We start from the raw sequence: 20,798 nt of genomic DNA, 5'->3' as shown, positions 1-20,798 counted from the left end.
TTTCTTAATTTTTCAGCTTGGGCCAACTGCTATTTCTTAATTTTTTGTAACTTTTAATCGTTTTTTAATAATTCGCTTTCATTCCATGCGCACCAAGCGATTGCGCCGATTATCCACATTTTAGTCGGTTTCAAATCTGCTATACTCGGTTCATCGCAAAAAACAAAAACGCATGGAGGTACTATACAACATGAATCGACAGAATTGGATTAAGAAAGCTGTAGTCGTTAGCTTGAGCGCAACTTTGGGCGTAGGGGCGGTGCTTACCGTTGCTCCACCGGCTCCTGTAGAAGCCGCATCCGTCAGCAAGGGAAGTCAAGTCGTCAACTACGGCAAACAATATATGGGAACACCTTACAAATTCGGCGCATCCACATCCACAACAAGAGTGTTTGACTGCTCTTCTTTCATGAAGCATATCTTTAAGAAGTATGGCGTAAATCTGCCGCGGACATCTGCTGCACAGTCCAAAGTAGGTAAAGCTGTTTCCAAGTCCAACCTGAAAGCCGGCGATTTGGTATTCTTCTCCAGCGGAAGCCGCGCTAACGGCAGAAACGTAACGCATGTGGCCGTATACATGGGCAATGGTAAAATCCTGCACACCTATGGCAAGCCGGGCGTTACGATTTCTAACCTGAACTCGGGCAACTGGAAGAAGACTTACCTGAAAGCACGCCGCGTACTTTAATATAGCTGAATAGCAAGCGACCGACCGTCTTCCTAATCAAGGAAGGCGGTTTTTTGCGGTCTCTTCAATCTCATCCTGAGCCATCAGCTTATAGCCTGCGCCCCGAATCGTTCGCAGCAGTTTTAATTTCCTTCCTTTGTCGACCTTTTCTCTTAAATGGAGAATATATACATCTACCACATTCGTTCCGGTATGGAAATCATAGTCCCAAACATACCGCAAAATATCTTCACGTGTACAGACCTGTCCCGCCCGCTTAGCCAAAAAAAGCAGCAGGTCGAATTCGCGCTGCGTCAGCTCGACGGGCTCCTCTCCCCGGACAACGCTCCTTTTTAACGGGTCGATTGCAAGATCGCCGATCTGGATTGCCTCGTTATTTTCGCGTTGAACCGGCTGGAAGATGCGGAGCAAATTCGCGATGCGCGCGAGCATCTCTTTTGGATCCCATTCTTGCGGGATGTAATCATGGGCGCCGGCCTCCAGTGCTTGCACCGCCTCTTCCGGTCCGTCATTCCCTAACACCATAATCGGAACGGCCTTCCCATTCCCCGTCAACCGTTCCACCAGATTAAACCGGCTCATCCCCGGCAGCTTGCTGTCGATTAGCAGAATGTCCGGGTCCATGCGCTCGATGGCAGAGACCACTTCGGAATAATGATGAGCGAATGCGATCTGGTATCCCGCCTCTTCAAGCATTCCGGACACCGCCCGGGAGCGATCCGATGGATCTGCCGCAATAAGGATCAATATTTCCACAATTCCTCCTCCCACTCGTTCCCTGCTTCATACAGTAAGTATGTCTGATTTCCGCCGTTTTCACTCATGAATGGCGATGCTGCCAGGCTCTTTACTCTATGGCGTTGAGGCGGCTTAATTTCACCCAAAACGGAAAAGGAGTGCCCAAAGGTCCAACGACCTTGAACACTCCACTTCCCTATCAATCGAAGGCCTAAGAGACAATTGCAGCAATCCTCTCACAGATTAACAGTATACTCGGCTCTTGCGCCCCTTAGCCTCCGACGTATTTATTGTACAGCGTTCGTGCTGCGGCCATATCGGACGTGCCGTGAACTAACGTTCGTCCGTCTTCGAAAATGACAAGACGATGCCCTTTAACCTGATACATGACCATAAAAGGAGTCGCTGTCGCTTTGCCTTCCCGAAGACTGTTCAGCCGCTCCGCCAGCTGTCGAAGGGCAAGCCGCTTCGGTCTGGCCGGCCGGATTTGAACGGTATCTCTCCCGCACAACACTTCGCTTTTTTCAACATTGGCTGCCGACAAATACGGATATACCGGATGCTCGCCGCAAGTGGGACAGTCCGTTCTCCTTGCCCGCTCCACACCGAATTCCACGCGTTCGTTGCGCCACACGTCAAAAGAAAGCATCTTCTTTCGGAGGACGTGACGCTGCCCGGCCAGCAGCTTCATCGCCTCCATTGTCTGATGTGCAGCAACCATCTGGACCGCTTGTGGAAGAATGCCATGAACGTCGCATGTATCGCCGCCCATTGGAATTGTTCCGAGCAGGCAGTTCAAGCAAGGTGTCTCCTCCGGCAAAAACGTAAAGCTCATGCCGGAGCTTCCCACACAGCCGCCATAGATCCATGGGATTCCGCGTTTATAAGCGATGTCGTTTATGATCAGCCGTGTCTCAAAATTATCGGTAGCATCCATGATCACATGAACACCTTGGGAAAGCTCCGCTAATTCCTGAGCCCGAACGTCGGTTACCTTCCCGATCACCTCGACACCGGAGTTGATCCGGGAAAGACGCCTTTGTGCCGCGATAGCTTTAGGCAGGCGTTCCTCGGCATCCTGCTCGGTAAACAGCTGCTGACGCTGCAGATTGCTCCACTCCACATAATCGCGATCGGCGATCGTAACGCGTCCCACACCCGCACGAACGAGCGTTTCCGACACGGCGCTGCCAAGGGCTCCTGCTCCAACGACCAGAACATGGCTGGCTAGGAGCTGCTTCTGCCCCTCTCTGCCGAAAGGAGCAAACCGTTCCTGCCTTGAATACCGCTGGCTGTGATCCGAACCCGGATATTCCTTGTCTTTTTCGCCCTCCACCTCTATATCCTTGCTGCTCTTAACTGTTCCGCTGTTCTCATCCGCACCGTTCAAGTAGACCCCTCCTGCAATTTCTCAAGCATCCCTAAACCGTAGATTCCATTCGACTGTTCCGAGCTTATCCGCCTGACTCGAGCGCTTGCTCGATCAAACGGCGATGACGCAATATCCAGGCTGCGCTTCTCGCTCTCCAAGCCAGCCCCCAAAGAGGCCCCAGACTATCGGGCGTGACCTTCATTTCAATCGCTTCCTCTGCCGTTTCCGTGACGACGACGGCAACGATCAAATCAAGTAAAGCCGCTCTACCGCCAGGCTCCAGACCGTAAGCGTCCACGAGCAGCCGAACCTGTCTTGCACGCGCTTCCGGTGAAGGCAGTCCGTTCATCATAGCGACGTCATCGTCATGCAGCTGCGGAAACAGCCAGCACACGCGGGCAAGCTCAACCAGCGGATCGACCGGCCCCGCGTATTCCCAATCGATCAAGGCGGCAGGCAGACCATCCTTCGTTACCATGTTCCACGGTGCAATATCCCCATGGCTGTAGACCAGGTTGGATCCCCCGAGTCTCCTTAGAAACCAGGGCTTCCACAAAGCATGCGGACCCGGGCTCCATGAAGCCGAAGCATCATGGAGCCTTCGAACCATTCGGCCTACCTCCACGATCGCATCATCGCTCCAAGGTCCGGGATGGATGAATTCTCCTTCAATATAGCTTACCATTTCTTGTCCTTCCTCATTGGTGCCGGCACCAATGACAGTCGGCAGCGATTCGAAGCCCGCCGCCCGCAAATGCCTTAGCAAGGCATGTATACTGGGTGTCCACGGACCCGCCGGCCGGTAGACCACGCCGCCGCGAAGGACCACTGACTTCTCCTCGGAAAGGAGGACGTTCTCTCCATCATTTCCATTCTTATTCGATTCCAAGGTCATTCCCCTTTCGGCGGGGATATCCGCACGGTCTGGCAGGGGCTAGTAATGCGGAACCCCCCATAATGATGACAGCCCCCAACATGGATCCAACTCTTCCATGCACGATCCCTCCGTTCTTCGTTAAATTGACTTTAGCATATCACAATCTGCGTGAAGGTACGACATGATCCATCACACATTAATCTCAGCGATTTCATCGGATCAAACACTTGCTCATTAATAATGAGAACAAGAAAAAGCGGTGCAGGGACATCGAGATCCTTAGCACCGCCTACTTCTATGTTGAAATCATGGATTGTTATTCTACTGGTCCTTCCTTCAAGCGAGACACCCCATTGGGGATTTTCCCTCTCAAAATCAGCAAGTTTACGCTCCTGAATGTTTCATGTAAGAACGCGGTGATTAAGCCTGCTGGTTGGACCAGTCCTCGACGTTCCAGATTTTCGTGACCCAATCCTCGTAAAAGTCCGGCTCGTGGGAGACGAGCAGGATCGTTCCCTTATACTCCTTCAAAGCCCGCTTCAGCTCATCCTTTGCAGCTACGTCCAGGTGGTTTGTCGGTTCGTCAAACAATATCCAATTGCTTTCACGCATCAGCAGCTTGCACAAACGCACCTTGGCCTGCTCGCCGCCGCTGAGCGCCTTTAACGGACGGGTAATATGCTCATTCTTCAGGCCGCAGCGCGCAAGATGGGCTCGTACCTCGTGCTGGTTCAAATGCGGGAACTCGTTCCAAACGTCATCGATCGGCGTCAAGTTGCCTGGGCGCACCTCCTGCTCGAAATATGCCGGATACAGGAAATCCCCTTGATACGTTTTGCCGCTGAAAGGCTCAAGCTTGCCCAAAATCGTTTTCAGCAGGGTCGATTTACCGACGCCGTTGCAGCCCACGATCGCAATTTTCTCTCCGCGCTCAATGGTCATGCTCATTTTTGGCAGCAGTGGGCGGTCATAGCCAATCTCAAACTCGATTCCTTCGAATACGGTTTTGCCGCTGGCACGAGCTTCTTTGAAATTGAAGACCGGTTTGGCCGCTTCCTCCGGCCGGTCAATCCGCTCAAGACGCTCAAGCTGCTTCTCCCGGCTTTTGGCCCGCCCTGAAGTGGAATACCGGGCTTTGTTCCGTTGTATGAAATCCTCTTGCTTCTTAATAAACTCCTGCTGCTTCTCGTACGCATCGATATGCTGGTTCTTGTTAATATCCGCCATCTCGAGAAATTTCTCATAGTTGGCGGTATAACGGGTCAATTTAGCAAATTCCAAATGATAGATGACATCCACGACTTGATTCATAAATTCCGTATCGTGTGAAATCAGGATGAAAGCATAGGGATACTGCTTTAAATATTGCGTCAGCCACTCAATATGCTCCACATCCAAATAGTTCGTCGGCTCGTCTAACAGAAGCACATTCGGCTTCTCCAGCAATAGCTTCGCGAGCAGCACCTTCGTCCGCTGTCCGCCGCTCAGCGTCGCGACGTCGCGGTCGAGTCCAATGGCAGACAGGCCCAGTCCATTGGCCATCTCTTCTACCTTCACGTCCAGCAGATAAAAATCCCCCATATCCAGCTGCTCCTGAATCTCGCCCATTTGCTCAAGCAGCAGTTCAAGCTCCTCGGGAGAGGCATCAGCCATCTTGTTCGTAATTTCCATCATTTCCTTCTCCAGCTCTAGCAGAGGAAGAAACGCATCCTTAAGAACATCACGCACGGTCTTGCCCGGCGTAAGCTTCGTATGCTGGTCCAGATAGCCGTAGCGCACCTTTGGCGTCCACTCTACCTTGCCGCTGTCCTTTAACAGCTGTCCGGTTAAAATATTCATCAATGTCGATTTGCCAACCCCGTTGGCTCCGACAAGACCGACATGCTCTCCAGCCAGCAAGCGGAAGGACACATTTTTGAAAAGAGTCCTGTCCCCGAAGTTATGCGATACGTTCTCTACAGTCAATAAACTCATGGCTATAGTAACTCCTGTCTGTATAATATGAAATTCTTTCTTGGTAGTTAGCGAAAAGTACACAGTCAAGAATTTATTGTATCACACCAAGCCTCTCCCCTGAAACTACAACTTTCAGGGGGCCAGAACCCCCGGATTACGGCAGCTCCGCTCTCGATAACCTGCTGCGGCCGCCTCTTTCGGATGGGAAAACGTCTCTTCTACCTGGAAAGGAAACGAACAGTCATCCCGGAAATAATATTTCAGCCCCCGCTCGTCAACACCACCGAAATATACCGGGGACTTAACCAGTCTTGCCCCGCCAATTGCATAGTTGTTATAATAGCGATCCCCCAGCGGAATTCCCTGAACAAAGGCCAGCATGCCGACATCATCGATCGTATTCACCCACTCCTCCTGCGAGATGACGGGTAGCGTAAAGATGTAGGTCATGCCGTTGCGCAGAGCCGATTCATTATGACGCTGTATGTAATACGCCAGCCGATCCTGAACGGCGTTCACGATCGTGATTCGCCGAATATGTTCAAACGTCTCCTCATTCTGGAGCAGGGACACGCCCGATTGACCGGCCAATTCATGCCGCCACCCGGCGTACCAGCGGGAAGAGCTTGATTCATAGACGCGAACAAACGAATCCAAAGTGAACTGCACGCTATTGCCCTCGCCATCCGACCATGCATACGGCAGCTTCGGAGTCCATTGGTGGCGCATCTCCTCTTCACCGGTTGCATTGGTATAGCTCTGTAAGGCGTAGATGAAATACCCGTCATAGTCCAATACGACGAGAGCGGGGATATACCACCATAGAGCAGCCTGTGACGCCGAATCGCCGTCTTCTATGCCCATATTCATGTACAATGTTTGGGCAAACGCCTTCATTGCCTGATCTTTATCTGCCCGCATGAATTTCTTCGAATCATAGGCTGCTTCGAAAGACTGGGTTTCGTTCCTGTTTAAATTTGTACTGCCGTCCTGCACAGCGGATCGCAGTGCGGCGGTATATTTCATTTCAACATAGCGGATATCCTCCAGGCTTTCGTAACGGAAGCCAAGGATGAGAAGAAGCGGAAAGAATATGGCTGTGAACACGATCGCCAGGTCAGTAATCTTCATTAAGCACAAGCCCTCCGTAAGGAAAAACGATGGCTGCTTTTCCACTCGAATCCGTCCCGGTTAACGCATCCATGATCAGCATCCCCGGCGTTCTGTTTAGGCTCTGTACCCGGACTTGAAACAAGTCCCCGGCTGTCAGACGATACACCCGCCGTTCGTCATCCCTTGGCATATCCGTCTGCGGAAACAGATAGGCTGCGAGGTCTTCCTGATAGTAAGCATCATATACAACGACATACCGGTTAAGAAATGTGTCCGGGTCGGCGGGATCCGCATACTCCGGCTGGTATTTCTTATGGCGATGCTCCATCTGGACGTCATATTCATTGCCTGTCGCTGCAAGCTCTTGTAGAAAATCCTGATACATGGTCGGCGTGATATACCCTTTCGTACGGACACTATCCACAAATTTGGTCACCGCCTGGTAAACGACGATCCGAGATAGGTCATCCTGCCTTCTGGCCAGCTCCCCTGCAGGGACGATGTACAAAAGCAGCAGTGCGAGAAAAGCTGCAAACCATTTCGATACCGAGTTCGACACTTCGCCCTACCTCACTTTAACAAACCGAATTAAGTCCACCGCCCCGTTGCTTTCCCGGTGGTAGTCCGCCGCATAACGGCCATCCAAATCGATAACCGAGAGATCCATCGATTCGAGCTCGGTCCCTGGAGCGAACCGCAACCCGTCTATAACCGCTTCAAGCTGCCCTGACTGTACTTCGCGAAGCGTAAACAGCACCTCACTGCCCGTAAAATATGGTTCAATTGATTCAGATACGGCTGAAAACGAAGATACCCCGACATTTTGCTCCTCCGTCATCGCGGCTGCCGCCGTCAATCCGGAGTCAAGTACGGACAGCATGGTCATGGCATACAAGCAGGCGCTCAAAAAAAGACCCAGCCCGGCTGCGAGCTCTATCGCACGGATCGTTTGCTCGCGCAATCCTATCACCCTCTATCCCAATCTACTGAATAAATTTGATCCCCCGGATCACGTTGGAATCATCCTTTACGATACTCGCCTGAAACTTCCCGCTTGGATTTACATACTCCGCGCTCTTCTCGTTCATGGTCAAGCTGATATTGCCCTGCCTCGAATCCGGATTCAGAATCATCCCGCTGTTATCCAGCACATTCCCGTACCATTGTCCCGCTCTATTCTTGCCAGTAGCGATAAATATGCCGAATTGATCTTTATCCTTATACTTGCGCAGCGCGTTTGTCACTTGCGAGCCGCTAATCGTCGTGCCGTCATATACGGTGAATGCGGCTTGCGACAGCTCGGTCTGAATGTCCGAGAAGTTGTTTTGCGCCGTTTTGGTAGCTTCTTGTGCAGAAATAAACAGGATGACTACGATCGTGATCAAGGCAATGGTCAGAAAAATTCCGGCAGCGACTTTTAAAGCAGACGAAGCGTTATTCATTTGATTCTCCTCATTTCTTTACATATTTTTATACTTTTGTTGAGACAGCCATTTGCGAGCTCCGTTCCATCCCTCGTTCAAAGCCGTTGAATCTGTTCATAATAAACTTCCATCTGGGTGAAGCTCATCCCGATTAATGGAATGACGAGATACATAAAGATCAGAGCATACATCGGGGTAAAACCGATCATCCTTGCCCATGCAGCCTTGGTGTCGATCATGGCCTCATATTGCTGCTTGCGCTGCTCAAAGCTGAAGATCATCTCCCCCTCAAGATCATCAAACACGTCTTTGATCGGCACTTTGTCCATGGCGAGCAGAAGCTTGTCCACCAATCGTTGAAATTCGGGAAACCATACGTCCTCCTTCAACTCCTCCAGCGCCATCTGGGCACCATGCTCATAATGAAGCAGGCATTTCTGGATCGGAACCTTAAATATGACAGCAAAACGGTTGATCCATTCGAGGATTCCTTCAACCGAGATACGCTCCATTCCGCGAAGGATCGAAATAACCGTCTGGAATTGATATACTTCATGCCGCATCTCCATATTGCGCACTTTGCGGTGAAAATACAGCAGCCACAGCGGCGAGCAATAGGCGAGCCAGCCCAAGCACAGTGAAAACAGCAGCTCCCACCATCTTAGATACTCTCCTTCATATCGGCTAATCTTGGACAATATGCGCTTCACCGCGGCATCCATCTGCTCTGCGGATAATCCCGTATGTCCGGATTGGCTGATCCCATTCCGTACTTGTTCAGGGGTCGCATCAGGAGACATGCCTATCCTTCTCATCACGTTCCGATCCTGTTCTGCTGTCTTCTCTGCTTGAACGCGCTCCACTTCGTTCATCTGACCAAACAAAGATGGATGGGGAGGGACCGGGGTATAGAGCAAATGATGCCTTGCTTGCACATGCAGACCAATGGCCAAGCTCAACGATAGGATGAAAACCATAAAGAACAGCATCAATCTCCTCACATACAGCCATTCGAATTTGATTCGCGCATTGCTTTCCTTCAATAAGCGCAGCTGGCGGTGAAAGATGCTTGTCCCGATTCCCGGGGCCGCCATGCGGACAAGGGCTCTGACAATAGGAACTCGATATAACCGCTCCTCCCAGGAAGGGCGTTCCAATCCGGCACGATAGTCCGTCTCCCGGTGCTGCTGAAGCTTCTGGAGCAGGATATAGGAAATTACGATAATGACGTAAATGGATATCTTCGTCACAAAGCCGAGCTTGCTCATATAAAATTCATCCATGGAGGGGAAGCTGCTTCTCGCCCAACGTTCAATCGGCTTGGTAAAAAAAACCGGTGCCAGGGCAATAACATGCAATCCCTTCATCAGGTAGTCGAGCTTATCCCTTCTCAAGATATCGAGCTGAATTTCCTTGGACAATCCGCTCAATCCCTGCAAATAGATCGAGCCTTGTTTTCGTGCCTGATCTCCGAACTCCATCACAAGATGGGAGATCCCGGCAAATGCTTTCAGATACCGGTTCGGAGCAATTTCATAATAACGCTCAAGCGCGTCGTCAGGATCTTGCGATACTAGAGCATTGTAGATCCGGTTGGCATGCAGGGAGATTTCATGCCCGGCGCTCTCAGCCGCTTCGTACAGTGCCTCTTCTACCATGCCGTGCTGCTGGTAATGATGGCGGACGACAGAAAACAATTCGACGGCCTGTCCTAACAGTTTCCGTTCAAGCCTTAGGATAAACATTTCAACCAGCATATTGCTGATAACGACCGCAGCCATCAAGACAATGACGATAAAGCTCCAATCCGGACGGCTCCATATAAGCAGCAGCGCCGTCAAACCGATCGTTCCTGTAATTGCCAAGGTCAGCTTCATGGTCTCGTAGCGAAGTGCAATTTCATCATATGGATGGATAAGGACGATCCGCTGCCGGATGCGCTGGATGTAAGATTTGATGAACGGCAATTTTATCCCGTATTGATAGGCAAGCTGTGCCCACTGCCGATACAACTCGCGCAGCGTTTTGCCTTCGCCCTTGCTTGTATTGGAAGGGCCAATCTGTGATCGCCGCTTACTGCGGCTGATCCAAGCCGATATCCCAAAAGCAATTGCGAAGCAGGCCAGCGACAGCAAGAACACAATCATCAAAATAGGTTTAAGTGCCAACTGACTCCCCCCAACCTGCCGCAAGGAACGCTCTGAACCGGCTTGCATCCTCCGACTGCATCTGCTCGGTCATTTCGCGAATGCTGCGATCCGTCAAGCGCGCAGCTGGTACGTAAGCCCCGTTTTGATACTCGATCACGTTGCGCGATATATAACAAGCCCCCGCATCATCAAGCTGAAGCTCAGGTTCCGGCTGACCTTCCATCGTTTCCTGTTCGATATCGAGGGAAGCGGTGAGGCGACCGCTACGATGAATCCCCCGATCCAGAGGAATGCACTCGGTAATCCGTTCGATATATCGATTGCCGAAAGCATCGCGCTTAAGATGAATATCAAAGTTTATGACACCGGCAACTTGTTCCTCAGCAATTCGTTCCTGCCTAAACACCCCGCTCTTCAATAGCGAGTTGCGAAGAGATTGAACCAGGTCTTTGAAAGTCTTGGCATGATGGGTAAATACGGTGAATAGGCTGGCTACCTGCGACATCTGGATCATCCATGCCGCAACCTCATCACTGGCGACTTCCCCCAGGATATTGACCGTTCCGTCCGTTTTTTTCTGGAGATCAAGACCTGCTTGCCCGGTTATATGCTCCGTTTCCCTAAAGCTGAGAATGTTCCGTCTGCTGTAAATTTTGCGCAAATGAAGCTCAAATGCCATCTCTTGAACCCGAAGGGTGTAGGTAGCATAGATATGCCCAACCATTGCCATTAGAAGGGTCGTTTTGCCGGAGCCTTGCGCACCTGTAATCGCTGTGATCCGGCTTCCCTTCATTAAATATTGAAGCAGTCCGACCGCGAGCTCCGACCCGTCTCCTGTTATCAGCTGATCCAGCGAGGCTTTGGGCAGATCGAATTTACGGACAAAAAAAGCCCACGATTCTGCAAAAGGAGGTCTAACCACCACAACCCTCGATCCGTCCTTCATTTCGTTCACCTTATACCCGCTTGCCTCCGATAATTGGCCGGGATGGTTATATTTATAAATATTTTGGCAGACCCGTTTCAGCTCCAACATGCTCCCGAAAGACAGGAAGGATAAATGCAAGGAAATCCCGCGGTAGAACACCCAGACGCTTTCACAGCCGGTGGCCTGCTGTTCCTGTTCCAAGTTCCCCCTCCCCCATCCGAACCCATCGTGCCCGTAAGGAAATGCTTCCATACGGCTGTCTTCGAGTACGCCGCTGACCCCTCCGCTGACCCCGTCTATGCGCTGGTCCCGGAGTTCATCGATGACGGAAAAGCCCTTATACTCCTGGTAAATACGCTGCACCACAATGTCCAGCTTCTCCTGAAACCGAAGCGGGCGCTGCTCCGACTCATAGATATAGGCAATATCATCGGCTGTGACGGCATAGACACTGTCGTTGCCATAGCCAGGCAATACACGCGGGCGTGCAAGATCATAGGTCTCGAGCAGCATGGACAAAGCGTCCTGCCCATGATTCTGTTTATACAAATACAGGATAATCTCAAACTGGTCCTGCGGAGTTAGGATGGCTGGGTGCTCAAAAGGGATTGCCTGATCGATATTGGTTTCGTTCACGCCCAGATTGTTCACGAGCAGCTCCTTCATGAAATCCTTCACGTAGGCTTTATCCAGCACGTCCCCGGTTACGCATCCCTTAAGCGCCCGCCGCAGCTCGCTTCGCTTATTCAACCTCCGGCGGTATTCCTCCTCATGCAAGCCCAGGTCGGATAATTGACTGTGGGTCAGCTGATGGAGCGTTTCTTTCACGAATGCTGTCATCGCCGGTATAGAGTATGGATCGGTGTCATGGACTACCGCTGAAGGAGCCCCTTTTCTCTCCAGATACCGCAAATAGACCAGCAGCAGCAAAAATAGGAGGATAACGATGATCCACACCATATTCATCGCGCTACCCAAGAGCATGCATAGCCCTCGCTTTCGCCGGAACGGCTGGGAGTCCGCACTCCTCCGCAATCCCTTGTGCCAATCCCTGCATGGCCAAGTACAGTGAATTCCATCTTTTTCGTCCGTTTCCTCCGCGGCTGCGCTGCATGTACATTAATACGTTTCTCGTATTCCACGCATCCGTCATTCCGGAGCAGTAAGGCACCCCAGCCGCATATCCTTTCAGACCAAAACGCCGCTTGATATTCTGCAAGGTTGCACTGCATTCCCGGTCATATCGGCCGATGCTGTAGAAGCAAGGCTTCTCCTTAACTTCATCCGGCAATCCTCCCTTGGAAAGAACCGTCTCCAATAGATGCAGGTTCTGATTCATACCGATGACAACAAGGTCGGCGGCATTTAAGATTGCCCGGTCGGCAGCACCCGGAGCACCATTGCCTGCATCGGCTACCGTAACATCATGGCTATGCCGGGATGCCTCCAGAACCCTCGACATCAAGGTAGCCCCCTGCTCATTCGCACTTAAGTCTGTCCTCAATACCCGGGACCCACCCAGCAGATCCAGACGCCCGGCGATAAGCGGAACCGAATAATTACGAACATTTTCCGGATTCAATCTGCCGCTTGTGCTAAGACGCTCCAGAGCATCCATGCCGTTATCGTGGAACGAAAGCGCATTGTCCATCATTTCCTTACGATCGGAAAATGCCAACTCGACCCGTTCGCCGGCATGTCCGCCATGGGTCAGCAGGACTCGCGTCTGATATTCCATTGCTAGCACGATTGGCAGCGCGGCGGCCAGCATCGTGCTCCCGGTACCGCCATTCAACGGACTCCAAACAGCAACTAGACTCATGCGCGTCTCCTCTCCGCATGCCTCATGGCTCGTCGCACATGCCTGCGATCCCATTCGGACAGTTGAAGAATCAGCTCGATCAAGGAGCGCTTGTAATGCCTGGACAGAGGCTTCAGAACCAATCTCCCCGCATGCTCGTTTTGAATTTTCAAGCCATAGAACAGCTCGTCCCACGGCATTTTTACCGGCTGGCCCAGCCAGGCCATCCCGCCCGGATTCAGATAGCCTTCAATATAGGCTTCATCCGTCATATCCTCGATCACATTCAAATACACGCGGTGAAACGAGGGGGAGACTTGATCCGACCACTGTCCACTTAATTCCTCCAGCAGAGACGCGCTTCTCTTCAGACCCGTCAGATCGAATCCGCTAACCCAGATACAAGCATCGGCGTCCAGCCAATCGCCAGGATGTAGAAAATCGGTTCTCTCCACATCCATAAGGATGTAGTCGTAGTCCTTCTCGTCCTCATTGAGCAAATGCTGCTCAAGACTGGAAAGTGTAGCGAACCCTCCGGCCACGTCGAACCCGGCGAACTCCGTAACAGGAAGCTGCGGGTGCTGGTATCCGATACAGTACCTATACTTTGCATCCAGCGCGGCATCCACAAGCAGAACCCTTTTGTCGCCATGGGCTAGTATTTTGCACATATACAATAGCAGGTCGCTTTTGTCGCATATCCCCGTAAATATCCACTTTTTCACGCATGCTGCCCCCTTCATATTTACTCGTTCACTCCACCAGATTACGGAGCGGAAAATATCAGCTCATCATCTTGGGTGCCTTCAGCCGCTGTCGTTGCGGAAGTCTCCAATCCATAGCCTCCCAATATTTGCTCGGCCTCAACGTCCCTCTCGACACGAGGCTCATTCACCTCCTCGCTCCCGCCGGCTGGAAAAGATCCAGTGCTCCTGTCGCTAGTGGTCTGCCCGCCGCTGCTTGCTGGGCTCCAGGAATCAGGACTCCTCGCCGTTCCGGCCAAAGCCGGTACAACATGAATCTCGCTCATTTGAACCTGCTGTTCCGTATTCCTTTCGCGTAAATCCTCCTCTAGTAATCTCCGCACCGCTGTCTCCAGCTGCTTCTCGGCCCTCTGGACGATATTCGGGTCGCTTGCGATCAGCTTCGCCACCTCCTCATTCGGTGGATAGGTCGGAATTGCCTTCGCCTGCAGCTCAGGCTCGACATAAGTCAGCGCATAGATGGTGGCCTGGTGCAGGTATGCATCCACCAGCGCGCTCGATAGAAGTAGAATCTCTTGCTCGCTCAAGGTCGTCCAGAAGGCAGGAGTCTGTAGCTTATCAATTTTCTTCTTGGATAAAACAATGTAATCCTGGCCCGTCGGGAATTGGACCCTGATATCAACAACGTCCCCTTTGATTAAATTGCTCGGCAGGTACACGGCTTTCATCTCGCGGTGTCTGAGATCGTCCGGCGTCGGCGCTTCTTCGAACAGCATCGATCGGGTAATGGGTGTTCCTTTCAGCAGGCCGATCTTGGCTCCCTTGCCTTCGACCTCATCCTTAAGCGACGCTAAATTCGCTGGTGCAGCGTCGGCTGGAAGGCGAACCTCCTTTAGGTCCTTCGCTTCGATCCGATGTCCGGGCGGGATATCCTTCAATGGAACCCAAGCCGTCTTCATCGTGTTCAAATGCAGCAGCTGGGACTGTTCGAGCTCGGTGATCCGCTGCTCGTATTTGGAGCGCTCCATACTCTGCTTCTCCTTCAGGTCTTGTATAAAATACATCGTGGTGCCGCCACCTACCGCCCCCATTACAGCCGCTCCCGCCAGTCCGGCTACGATCAGCTTACGGCTGCGCCGTCTAATTATCGGCATTGCTTCATCTCCTTCTCGATAATCCGGTCATTTCTTGCGGAAGAGAAATTTGCGTTTCCGCCCGGTTGTTGGTATAAAATCCCGGCAAATTCCGGCGTATGTACGCTCGCTATCCTCCAGCATTTCGAAAGGGTCCAGCTGTAGCGGAAGCCCGACCACCTTCTCCGTTTCGAGCGCACGCTTCACCCGCTGAACGGAATCCGCACCTGCAAGCGGCAGCGCGTAGATCCGATGCGGCTGAGGATGTCTGGACAGCATCCGGGCCAAGGTCACTAAGTCATGCTGCCTCCACTCCGCCCCCGAGCCGATTACGATCGGCAAATCCGCGCGAAGAAATTCCTCCAGCCGCTCGCTATCTCGGTAGGCTCCCAAGTCCAGCACGACCGCCTCATAGCACCCTCCGAGCACTCGGATCACTTCGCCCCTGGAGGTTTGTCGCCAGAAATCTATGCCGTTCAGCTCAAACGTTCGGCTAGTCCCTCCCTGCCCCCCTTCGGCAATGTCCTGAATGCGGCTGAAGGCATTGGCTTTAACACTCATCTCTACGACTGCGACTTTACCGTATTTCGTTGCCAGGAAATGTCCAAGTGCGATGCAGGTATGCGTCGTGCCAACTCCCGGCGACGCGCCTAGAACCGCCGCAACCAGCGTTCCGGCTGCAGACCCCGGGCTGGGCTCCTGAACGGCCGCAAACGTTCGCTGGCGGAATAATGCTTTGCGAACCTCTTCTGTTGACTGGTACCGCTGCTCGGGCGCATACTGCAGCAGCTTTCGGATCACCGGCACCATTTCTCTCGGCAAGTCTCCCCGAATATGCCGCTCCACGCCGGTGATCCATTCGCTGAATCGGCCTGCAGTCGCAAGGTACAGCAGCAATGCGCCTAGACCGTATAAGTCTGATCTCGCATCACTTTGCCTCCCCCCATACTGCTCCGGTGCCGCAAACCCGACCGTGCCGAGCTTAACGGTATCCTCGCTTCCGGCCGACTTATAGCTACGGGCGATCCCGAAGTCAATCAATCGGACCTCCAGCATTCTCGTCAACATAATGTTCGATGGCTTTAAGTCCCTGAATATGACCTGCGGCTCATGGCTGTGCAAATAAGCCAAGACTTCCAGCAGCTGATCCGCAAGGGACATGATAAACTCGGGCGGGACATCCGCCCGCCGCTCCCGGAAATACTTCTCCAAGGTTACACCGTCAATATAATCCATCACCAAATAGGTGCAACCGGTGTCTTCAGTACGAAAAAAATCGACGATCCGCGGCAGGCGGGGATGGTTGAGCTTGACCAGCAGCCGAGCTTCCTCCTCGACCGTGCGCTGCATGGCCGGCTCGGACTGGCTTTCCTTCACCGCCCATCGTTTTCCTGGGAGCTTCAAATCTTCCGCCAAATATACACAGCTCATGCCTCCTTGGCCGATAACGCGATCAATCGCATAGCGTCCGCCCAGCACTTCGCCGTGCACCAATCTCGAAGCATGCGTCATTCTTCGTCCACTCCTTCGCCCTGCATAGGCAACAAAAAAAGGGAAGGCACGCCGTCGTATCGATAATTGATACGAAACGGGATGCTTTCCCTTTGGTTGTTTGGTTAATTTTGGAATCATTATAGACCAGGTTGATCTCATTTGTAAAGACTTTTTTAATACTTAATCATATAGAGCGTGATCTCATCCCGGTTGTGGAACAGCTGCTTCGCACCCTGAATCTGCATCCGGGCTTCCTCAAATACCGCGATAATCTCCTTAATGAGCGCCATTGGCTTCTTGGTCAGGAGCTTGACGGTAATGACGGCCGTCCCTCCAGTCTGAAGACTGTACAGCAGGCCTGTCACCAATCTGGCCATTTGCTTCGGACTCCAGCTCATATCGCAGACCAGCAGATCGAACTCCTGCTCCTTAAAGGATACGTCCGCCGCATTTTTATGAATGACCCGAAGCATCCGGTTCCCCTCTAAGGAAGGGTGCATGCGCGCCGGATCCACAGCCGTCACCTCCAAGCCTTGCTCCAGTAAAAACGAGGTCCAACCGCCGGGGGCTGCACCGATATCCAATGCTCGGCGGAAGCTGCGGAAAGGAATCCCGAACTGCTTTTCGGCTTCGAGAAGCTTAAACTTTGCTCTGGAGATCTGACCCTCCTCGCGTTGGAAGCGAACAGCACCTCCGTTCCAGTCGGACAAATTGTCCTCAGGTTTCGATACGCCCAAATACCAGGTTTCTTCATCGGCAAAGATTGAGATGATCCACTCCGGCTCCTGTACGGTAAATTCAAGCTCAAGCGCTGACAATCGGCTTTGCAGCATATCGCGTAACGCCCCCGGACTATCCGTCCATGAGCTATTTTCACTCTTACGGATCTGGATCGCAACCCGGCTCCTGCCAATCTCATCACGATTCAGCAAATACTGCTCCGCCTCGTTAAGCGCTTCTTCCGCTTGACCGGCAGGCAGCTCAACATTCACTGGAAACAGATGCCTCAGAAATATTGGAGGCTGGGATTGAATCATCCTCACCGCCTCTTCTACGGATCTTGCCAATGTAACGAGAAATACTTCGCCGGGTATTAACACGGAGCTTTTCAAGCTGCCGAACATCCGGCGCAGCTCCTCTTGGGCATAGGGGGCGAAACCGTGATTCGCCGTGCATACCAGCTTGCTGTGGAAATCCTGTTGCTGCTCCCGCTCATCATTCACATTCCATTCGTCCAATCGGATTAACCTCCAGAAATAACTTTGATCCAGGGACGACCGCTTTCCCATTCCAGCCGGGCGTCGATATCATAAGTTTGTTTAATAAGTTCGCTGTTCAATACGTCTTCCTTCAGGCCGGCTCCTTCAAGCCGTCCTTCCTTAATTAGCGCTACATGGGTGAATAGCGGGACAATCTCCTCAATATGATGGGTTACGTAAATGACGGCAACGTCCCGTTTTCCTAATCGGCCAATCTCCTCCAGCATTAGCTCGCGCTCGTACAGATCCAGGCCGGCACAAGGCTCATCCAAAATTAAAAGCTTCGGGTCATGCATTAAGGCACGTGCCAGCATCACCTTTTTCCGTTCCCCTTGAGATAAGGTGCCAAGCGGCTGTTCGGCCAGGTGTCCAAAGCCCATCTCCTCTAGCAGAGCGTAAGCCTTACCGCGGACATCTGCCGGGATTTCCTGATAAAACCGCAAGAACGCATAGGCGCCTGTGGACACAACCTCCCATACCGGATCATGCAGCGTCAGCTTCTCCATTAACGATTGGCTGATATAGCCGATTTCCTTGCGGACCTCCCGGACGTCGCATTGACCATACACATTCCCGAGCACCTCAATCCTACCGCTGCTGGGAAACTGATAGCCGGTCATCAGCTCGAGGAGCGTCGTTTTTCCGGAGCCGTTCCTCCCCAGAATAACCCAATGCTCTCCCGGCCGCACCGTCAACGAAACATCATGCAGGATTTGGCGTTCTCCGCGAACCAGAGATACATACTGCATCTTGATCATGGCTTCACCCTCCTGACAAAGTTCAAAATATCCTCGACCGATCCCATCCGGTACAGCACTTCTGGCTCCTTATTCGGCGTGCTGCCGGCCGTCATCAAGGCAGGCACGCTTCGAATCTGATACCGGTTTACAACCGCAGGAAGGAAGTTGACATCGGCCTCCAAAATCTCCACGTCCGGGAGAATATGCTCCACGATATGGAGCATTTTGCGGGCTGCCGCGCACGTACCGCAGAATGGCGTGTGCAGAAAGACTACGACCGGCTCGCCTTCCATCTTTCTGCCGGCAAGCCTCTCGAGCCACTCCAGCCGATCCAGCAATTCCCGCTCCGTCACTGCCTTCATCTCGTTCCCTCGGCGATCTCGCGGATCAGCGCTTCCGGCATCGGTCCATTATGGACACGGACATCCTCCGGCATATGCTCATAGAGCATTTCGTACATTTTGCGGCGGCCGTATGGACTCGATGTATGGAGGTATATTTCTTTTGCGCGCAGCTTCTCAGCGATCATGGCCGCCACCACGTCACCACCGTTCATCTGATCGTGTCCCAGCTCATAATCCAGAGACAGCACGTCCACTTCACATTCGCGGAGCATCATCAGACATTCTTCCCCGTTTCGCGCCAAAGCAAATCCTTTCGGATGGGGGCGCCAGTCATCCAAATATAGATGGATCTTCATTGCCTACTCTCCCTTGATTTAAGACCAGGACAATACCGTGGCGATATCTTCCCGATGCGTACCGTCCGGTCCTTTTTCGCTTTCCAGAACAAGTGCCTTGCCGGCAATTTCAGGCGCCAGCGCAAGCTGTTTCAGCGCGTCCGCACCGATCTTCCCTTGACCGATCCGGGCATGGCGGTCTTTCCTGGAGCCGGCACCGTATTTTGAATCATTAAGGTGCACTGCAATCAGATGCTCCCAATACTGCAGCGAGCGTCCTCTGGCAAGCAGCTCCTCCGTATTGGATGGATCCCAGCCCCCTGCGGCGAACAAGTGGCAGGTATCGAGACAAAAGCCTATTTTTTCAGGGTATTTCGCAAGCTGCCTAATCTTCACGCACTCCTCCAGCGTTATGCCCATTGGACCATGATCGCCTGCCTGATTCTCAATTAGGAGCTTGGTCTGTCCCTTCCAATCCGCCAGCACGTCGTTCAAGCATTGGATAATATTCTGATACCCTGCCAGCGGATTATCGCTCTTGAGGTGCCCGAAATGAACGACGATGCCAAGGGATCCGCAGGCTTCTGCGATTACCAGGTCGTTCTTGAGAGAATCCACCGTCAGCCTGTAATGCTCTTCACCGCGCGTGAACCCCGTCGCCATGTTCGTCGGGTACGGCGTATGGGCGATCGAGACCAAATTTTGCTCGCGGCAAAATTTTGCGCATGCAGCGGCATTCGTAAAATCAGGTGCTTTTAAGTGCAGGCTGCGCGGATTTTTCGGAAAATACTGATACGACAGCGATCCCAGGGAAAGGGCATGCTGGGCGGCGGCCAGAAACCCGCCCCGGGTACTGACATGGCTTCCGATCCGCAGCTTAGGTTTCATGCTGGCAATTCGGACAGAAGAATACCTTCCGCCCGGTATGCTCCGTTTTTATAATCGGTGTCCCGCAACGGACGCAGGGCTCTCCTTCACGGTCATATACCTTGCACCTGTCATTGTAAGATCCGGTCAAGGCGTCGCCGGCTTGAAACGGCATTTCCATGTAGCCCCCTCCGTCCGTCGCTTCCGTCATCACCTTAACCGTACTGTCATACAGCTGCTCCAGCGCCTCTGCAGACAGGTCTTGGATTTTCGAGAGCGGATGAATCCGGGCATCAAAGGCGATTTCGTCCGCATAGCAATTGCCGATTCCAGCCATCACCTGCTGATTGACCATGGTGCTCTTCAGCGCACCCCGGCGCTTGCCGATCAGCTCGACAAAGCGAGCTTTGTTCATCCGGCGATCCATCAGCTCCGGCCCGAGATGCTTCAGCGCCTCATCGGTCTCTCTTGCCGTCAGAAAATGCAAATAGCCGAGGCGGAGTCCGATGAAATACAATATCTGGTCTCCAAAAGTGATCTCAACCTGTGTAGAACGCGATGGGCGCTCCTCATCCTTCCGTCCTAAATACAGCATGCCGCCCAGCATGAGATGCAGCAGCAGACGGCCACCATTATTGAGGTGAAACACGAGATGCTTGCCTCTTCGTTCCACAAAAATAACCCTGCTTCCCATGAGGGCCTCCGTAAATTGCTCCATCGTTACATTGAGCGATTTCTCCCGGTTCACGACGACATTCGTGATCGGAATATTAACGATCGTCTGAGTCAATAATCTTCGGTAATTTTCCATTTCCGGCAGTTCAGGCATGATTCATCTTCCCTTTCGTCCATCAGCATCATCAGCTAATTCAATA

At 52.4% G+C, this 20,798-nt stretch carries 21 protein-coding genes; 1 reads left to right on the top strand and 20 read right to left on the bottom strand.

Going from position 1 to position 20,798, the window contains the following annotated elements:
* The first annotated feature begins 190 nt into the window (after positions 1-190).
* Positions 191-688, top strand: a complete 498-nt coding sequence (locus NST08_RS11865) for a C40 family peptidase (RefSeq protein ID WP_007129999.1) — start codon at positions 191-193, stop codon at positions 686-688.
* Between the two features lie 36 nt (positions 689-724).
* Here NST08_RS11865 and NST08_RS11860 read toward each other — a convergent pair whose 3' ends face one another.
* The 20 genes from NST08_RS11860 to mutM all read right to left on the bottom strand — a co-directional run bounded on the left by NST08_RS11860 (position 725) and on the right by mutM (position 20,752).
* Positions 725-1,444 carry a response regulator transcription factor gene (locus tag NST08_RS11860; protein ID WP_007129998.1) on the bottom strand — a complete coding sequence of 240 codons (720 nt, stop codon included), beginning with the start codon at positions 1,442-1,444 and terminating at the stop codon, positions 725-727.
* Positions 1,445-1,697: 253 nt separating this feature from the next.
* Positions 1,698-2,768: a ThiF family adenylyltransferase gene (locus NST08_RS11855; RefSeq protein WP_445933645.1), complete on the bottom strand. Its 1,071-nt coding sequence runs from the start codon at positions 2,766-2,768 to the stop codon at positions 1,698-1,700.
* Between the two features lie 112 nt (positions 2,769-2,880).
* A complete protein-coding gene (locus tag NST08_RS11850) occupies positions 2,881-3,693 on the bottom strand; it encodes a phosphotransferase (RefSeq protein ID WP_251536778.1) in 813 nt (270 codons plus the stop codon).
* 402 nt (positions 3,694-4,095) lie between these two features.
* Positions 4,096-5,649 carry an ABC-F family ATP-binding cassette domain-containing protein gene (locus tag NST08_RS11845; protein WP_007129993.1) on the bottom strand — a complete coding sequence of 518 codons (1,554 nt, stop codon included), beginning with the start codon at positions 5,647-5,649 and terminating at the stop codon, positions 4,096-4,098.
* A gap of 114 nt (positions 5,650-5,763) precedes the next feature.
* A complete protein-coding gene (locus NST08_RS11840; RefSeq protein WP_007129992.1) occupies positions 5,764-6,762 on the bottom strand; it encodes a hypothetical protein in 999 nt (332 codons plus the stop codon).
* A complete protein-coding gene (locus NST08_RS11835) occupies positions 6,749-7,303 on the bottom strand; it encodes a hypothetical protein (protein WP_007129991.1) in 555 nt (184 codons plus the stop codon). The genes NST08_RS11840 and NST08_RS11835 overlap by 14 nt, the downstream gene beginning before the upstream one ends.
* A 6-nt stretch (positions 7,304-7,309) precedes the next feature.
* A complete protein-coding gene (locus NST08_RS11830; RefSeq protein ID WP_260842865.1) occupies positions 7,310-7,714 on the bottom strand; it encodes a hypothetical protein in 405 nt (134 codons plus the stop codon).
* 13 nt (positions 7,715-7,727) lie between these two features.
* Complete coding sequence (locus NST08_RS11825) at positions 7,728-8,186, bottom strand: hypothetical protein (RefSeq protein WP_007129989.1); 459 nt, start codon at positions 8,184-8,186, stop codon at positions 7,728-7,730.
* A 77-nt stretch (positions 8,187-8,263) separates the two neighbouring features.
* Positions 8,264-10,336, bottom strand: a complete 2,073-nt coding sequence (locus NST08_RS11820) for a hypothetical protein (RefSeq protein WP_028403532.1) — start codon at positions 10,334-10,336, stop codon at positions 8,264-8,266.
* Entirely contained in the window at positions 10,326-12,230 is a 1,905-nt protein-coding gene (locus tag NST08_RS11815) for an ATPase, T2SS/T4P/T4SS family (RefSeq protein WP_210094602.1), read from the bottom strand. The genes NST08_RS11820 and NST08_RS11815 overlap by 11 nt, the downstream gene beginning before the upstream one ends.
* A complete protein-coding gene (locus NST08_RS11810; RefSeq protein WP_213615095.1) occupies positions 12,217-13,068 on the bottom strand; it encodes a hypothetical protein in 852 nt (283 codons plus the stop codon). Before NST08_RS11810 ends, NST08_RS11815 begins: the two co-directional genes overlap by 14 nt.
* A complete protein-coding gene (locus NST08_RS11805; RefSeq protein WP_213615097.1) occupies positions 13,065-13,772 on the bottom strand; it encodes a ParA family protein in 708 nt (235 codons plus the stop codon). Before NST08_RS11805 ends, NST08_RS11810 begins: the two co-directional genes overlap by 4 nt.
* A 41-nt stretch (positions 13,773-13,813) precedes the next feature.
* Positions 13,814-14,905 carry an SAF domain-containing protein gene (locus tag NST08_RS11800; protein WP_007129984.1) on the bottom strand — a complete coding sequence of 364 codons (1,092 nt, stop codon included), beginning with the start codon at positions 14,903-14,905 and terminating at the stop codon, positions 13,814-13,816.
* A gap of 27 nt (positions 14,906-14,932) precedes the next feature.
* The gene (locus NST08_RS11795; protein ID WP_341341778.1) at positions 14,933-16,396 is read right to left on the bottom strand and encodes a serine/threonine protein kinase; all 1,464 of its coding nucleotides are present in this window, start codon (positions 16,394-16,396) and stop codon (positions 14,933-14,935) included.
* A 155-nt stretch (positions 16,397-16,551) separates the two neighbouring features.
* A complete protein-coding gene (locus NST08_RS11790; RefSeq protein WP_007129982.1) occupies positions 16,552-17,616 on the bottom strand; it encodes an SAM-dependent methyltransferase in 1,065 nt (354 codons plus the stop codon).
* Between the two features lie 5 nt (positions 17,617-17,621).
* Positions 17,622-18,395, bottom strand: coding sequence for an ABC transporter ATP-binding protein (locus NST08_RS11785; protein ID WP_007129981.1), 774 nt, complete (start codon positions 18,393-18,395; stop codon positions 17,622-17,624).
* Complete coding sequence (locus NST08_RS11780) at positions 18,392-18,739, bottom strand: thioredoxin family protein (protein WP_007129980.1); 348 nt, start codon at positions 18,737-18,739, stop codon at positions 18,392-18,394. The genes NST08_RS11785 and NST08_RS11780 overlap by 4 nt, the downstream gene beginning before the upstream one ends.
* Positions 18,736-19,077 (bottom strand): cyclic-phosphate processing receiver domain-containing protein, encoded by a 342-nt coding sequence (locus tag NST08_RS11775; protein ID WP_007129979.1) that lies wholly within the window; start codon positions 19,075-19,077, stop codon positions 18,736-18,738. The genes NST08_RS11780 and NST08_RS11775 overlap by 4 nt, the downstream gene beginning before the upstream one ends.
* A gap of 18 nt (positions 19,078-19,095) precedes the next feature.
* Complete coding sequence (locus NST08_RS11770) at positions 19,096-19,944, bottom strand: deoxyribonuclease IV (RefSeq protein ID WP_007129978.1); 849 nt, start codon at positions 19,942-19,944, stop codon at positions 19,096-19,098.
* Positions 19,934-20,752, bottom strand: a complete 819-nt coding sequence (gene mutM, locus NST08_RS11765; RefSeq protein WP_007129977.1) for a DNA-formamidopyrimidine glycosylase — start codon at positions 20,750-20,752, stop codon at positions 19,934-19,936. Before mutM ends, NST08_RS11770 begins: the two co-directional genes overlap by 11 nt.
* Between the last annotated feature and the right edge of the window lie 46 nt (positions 20,753-20,798).

It is taken from the genome of Paenibacillus sp. FSL K6-1566 (assembly GCF_038050475.1).
Taxonomy (GTDB): domain Bacteria; phylum Bacillota; class Bacilli; order Paenibacillales; family Paenibacillaceae; genus Paenibacillus_AQ; species Paenibacillus_AQ lactis.
The sequence above is the reverse complement of the archived record's forward strand: the minus strand, read 5'-3'. Positions and strand labels throughout refer to the sequence as shown.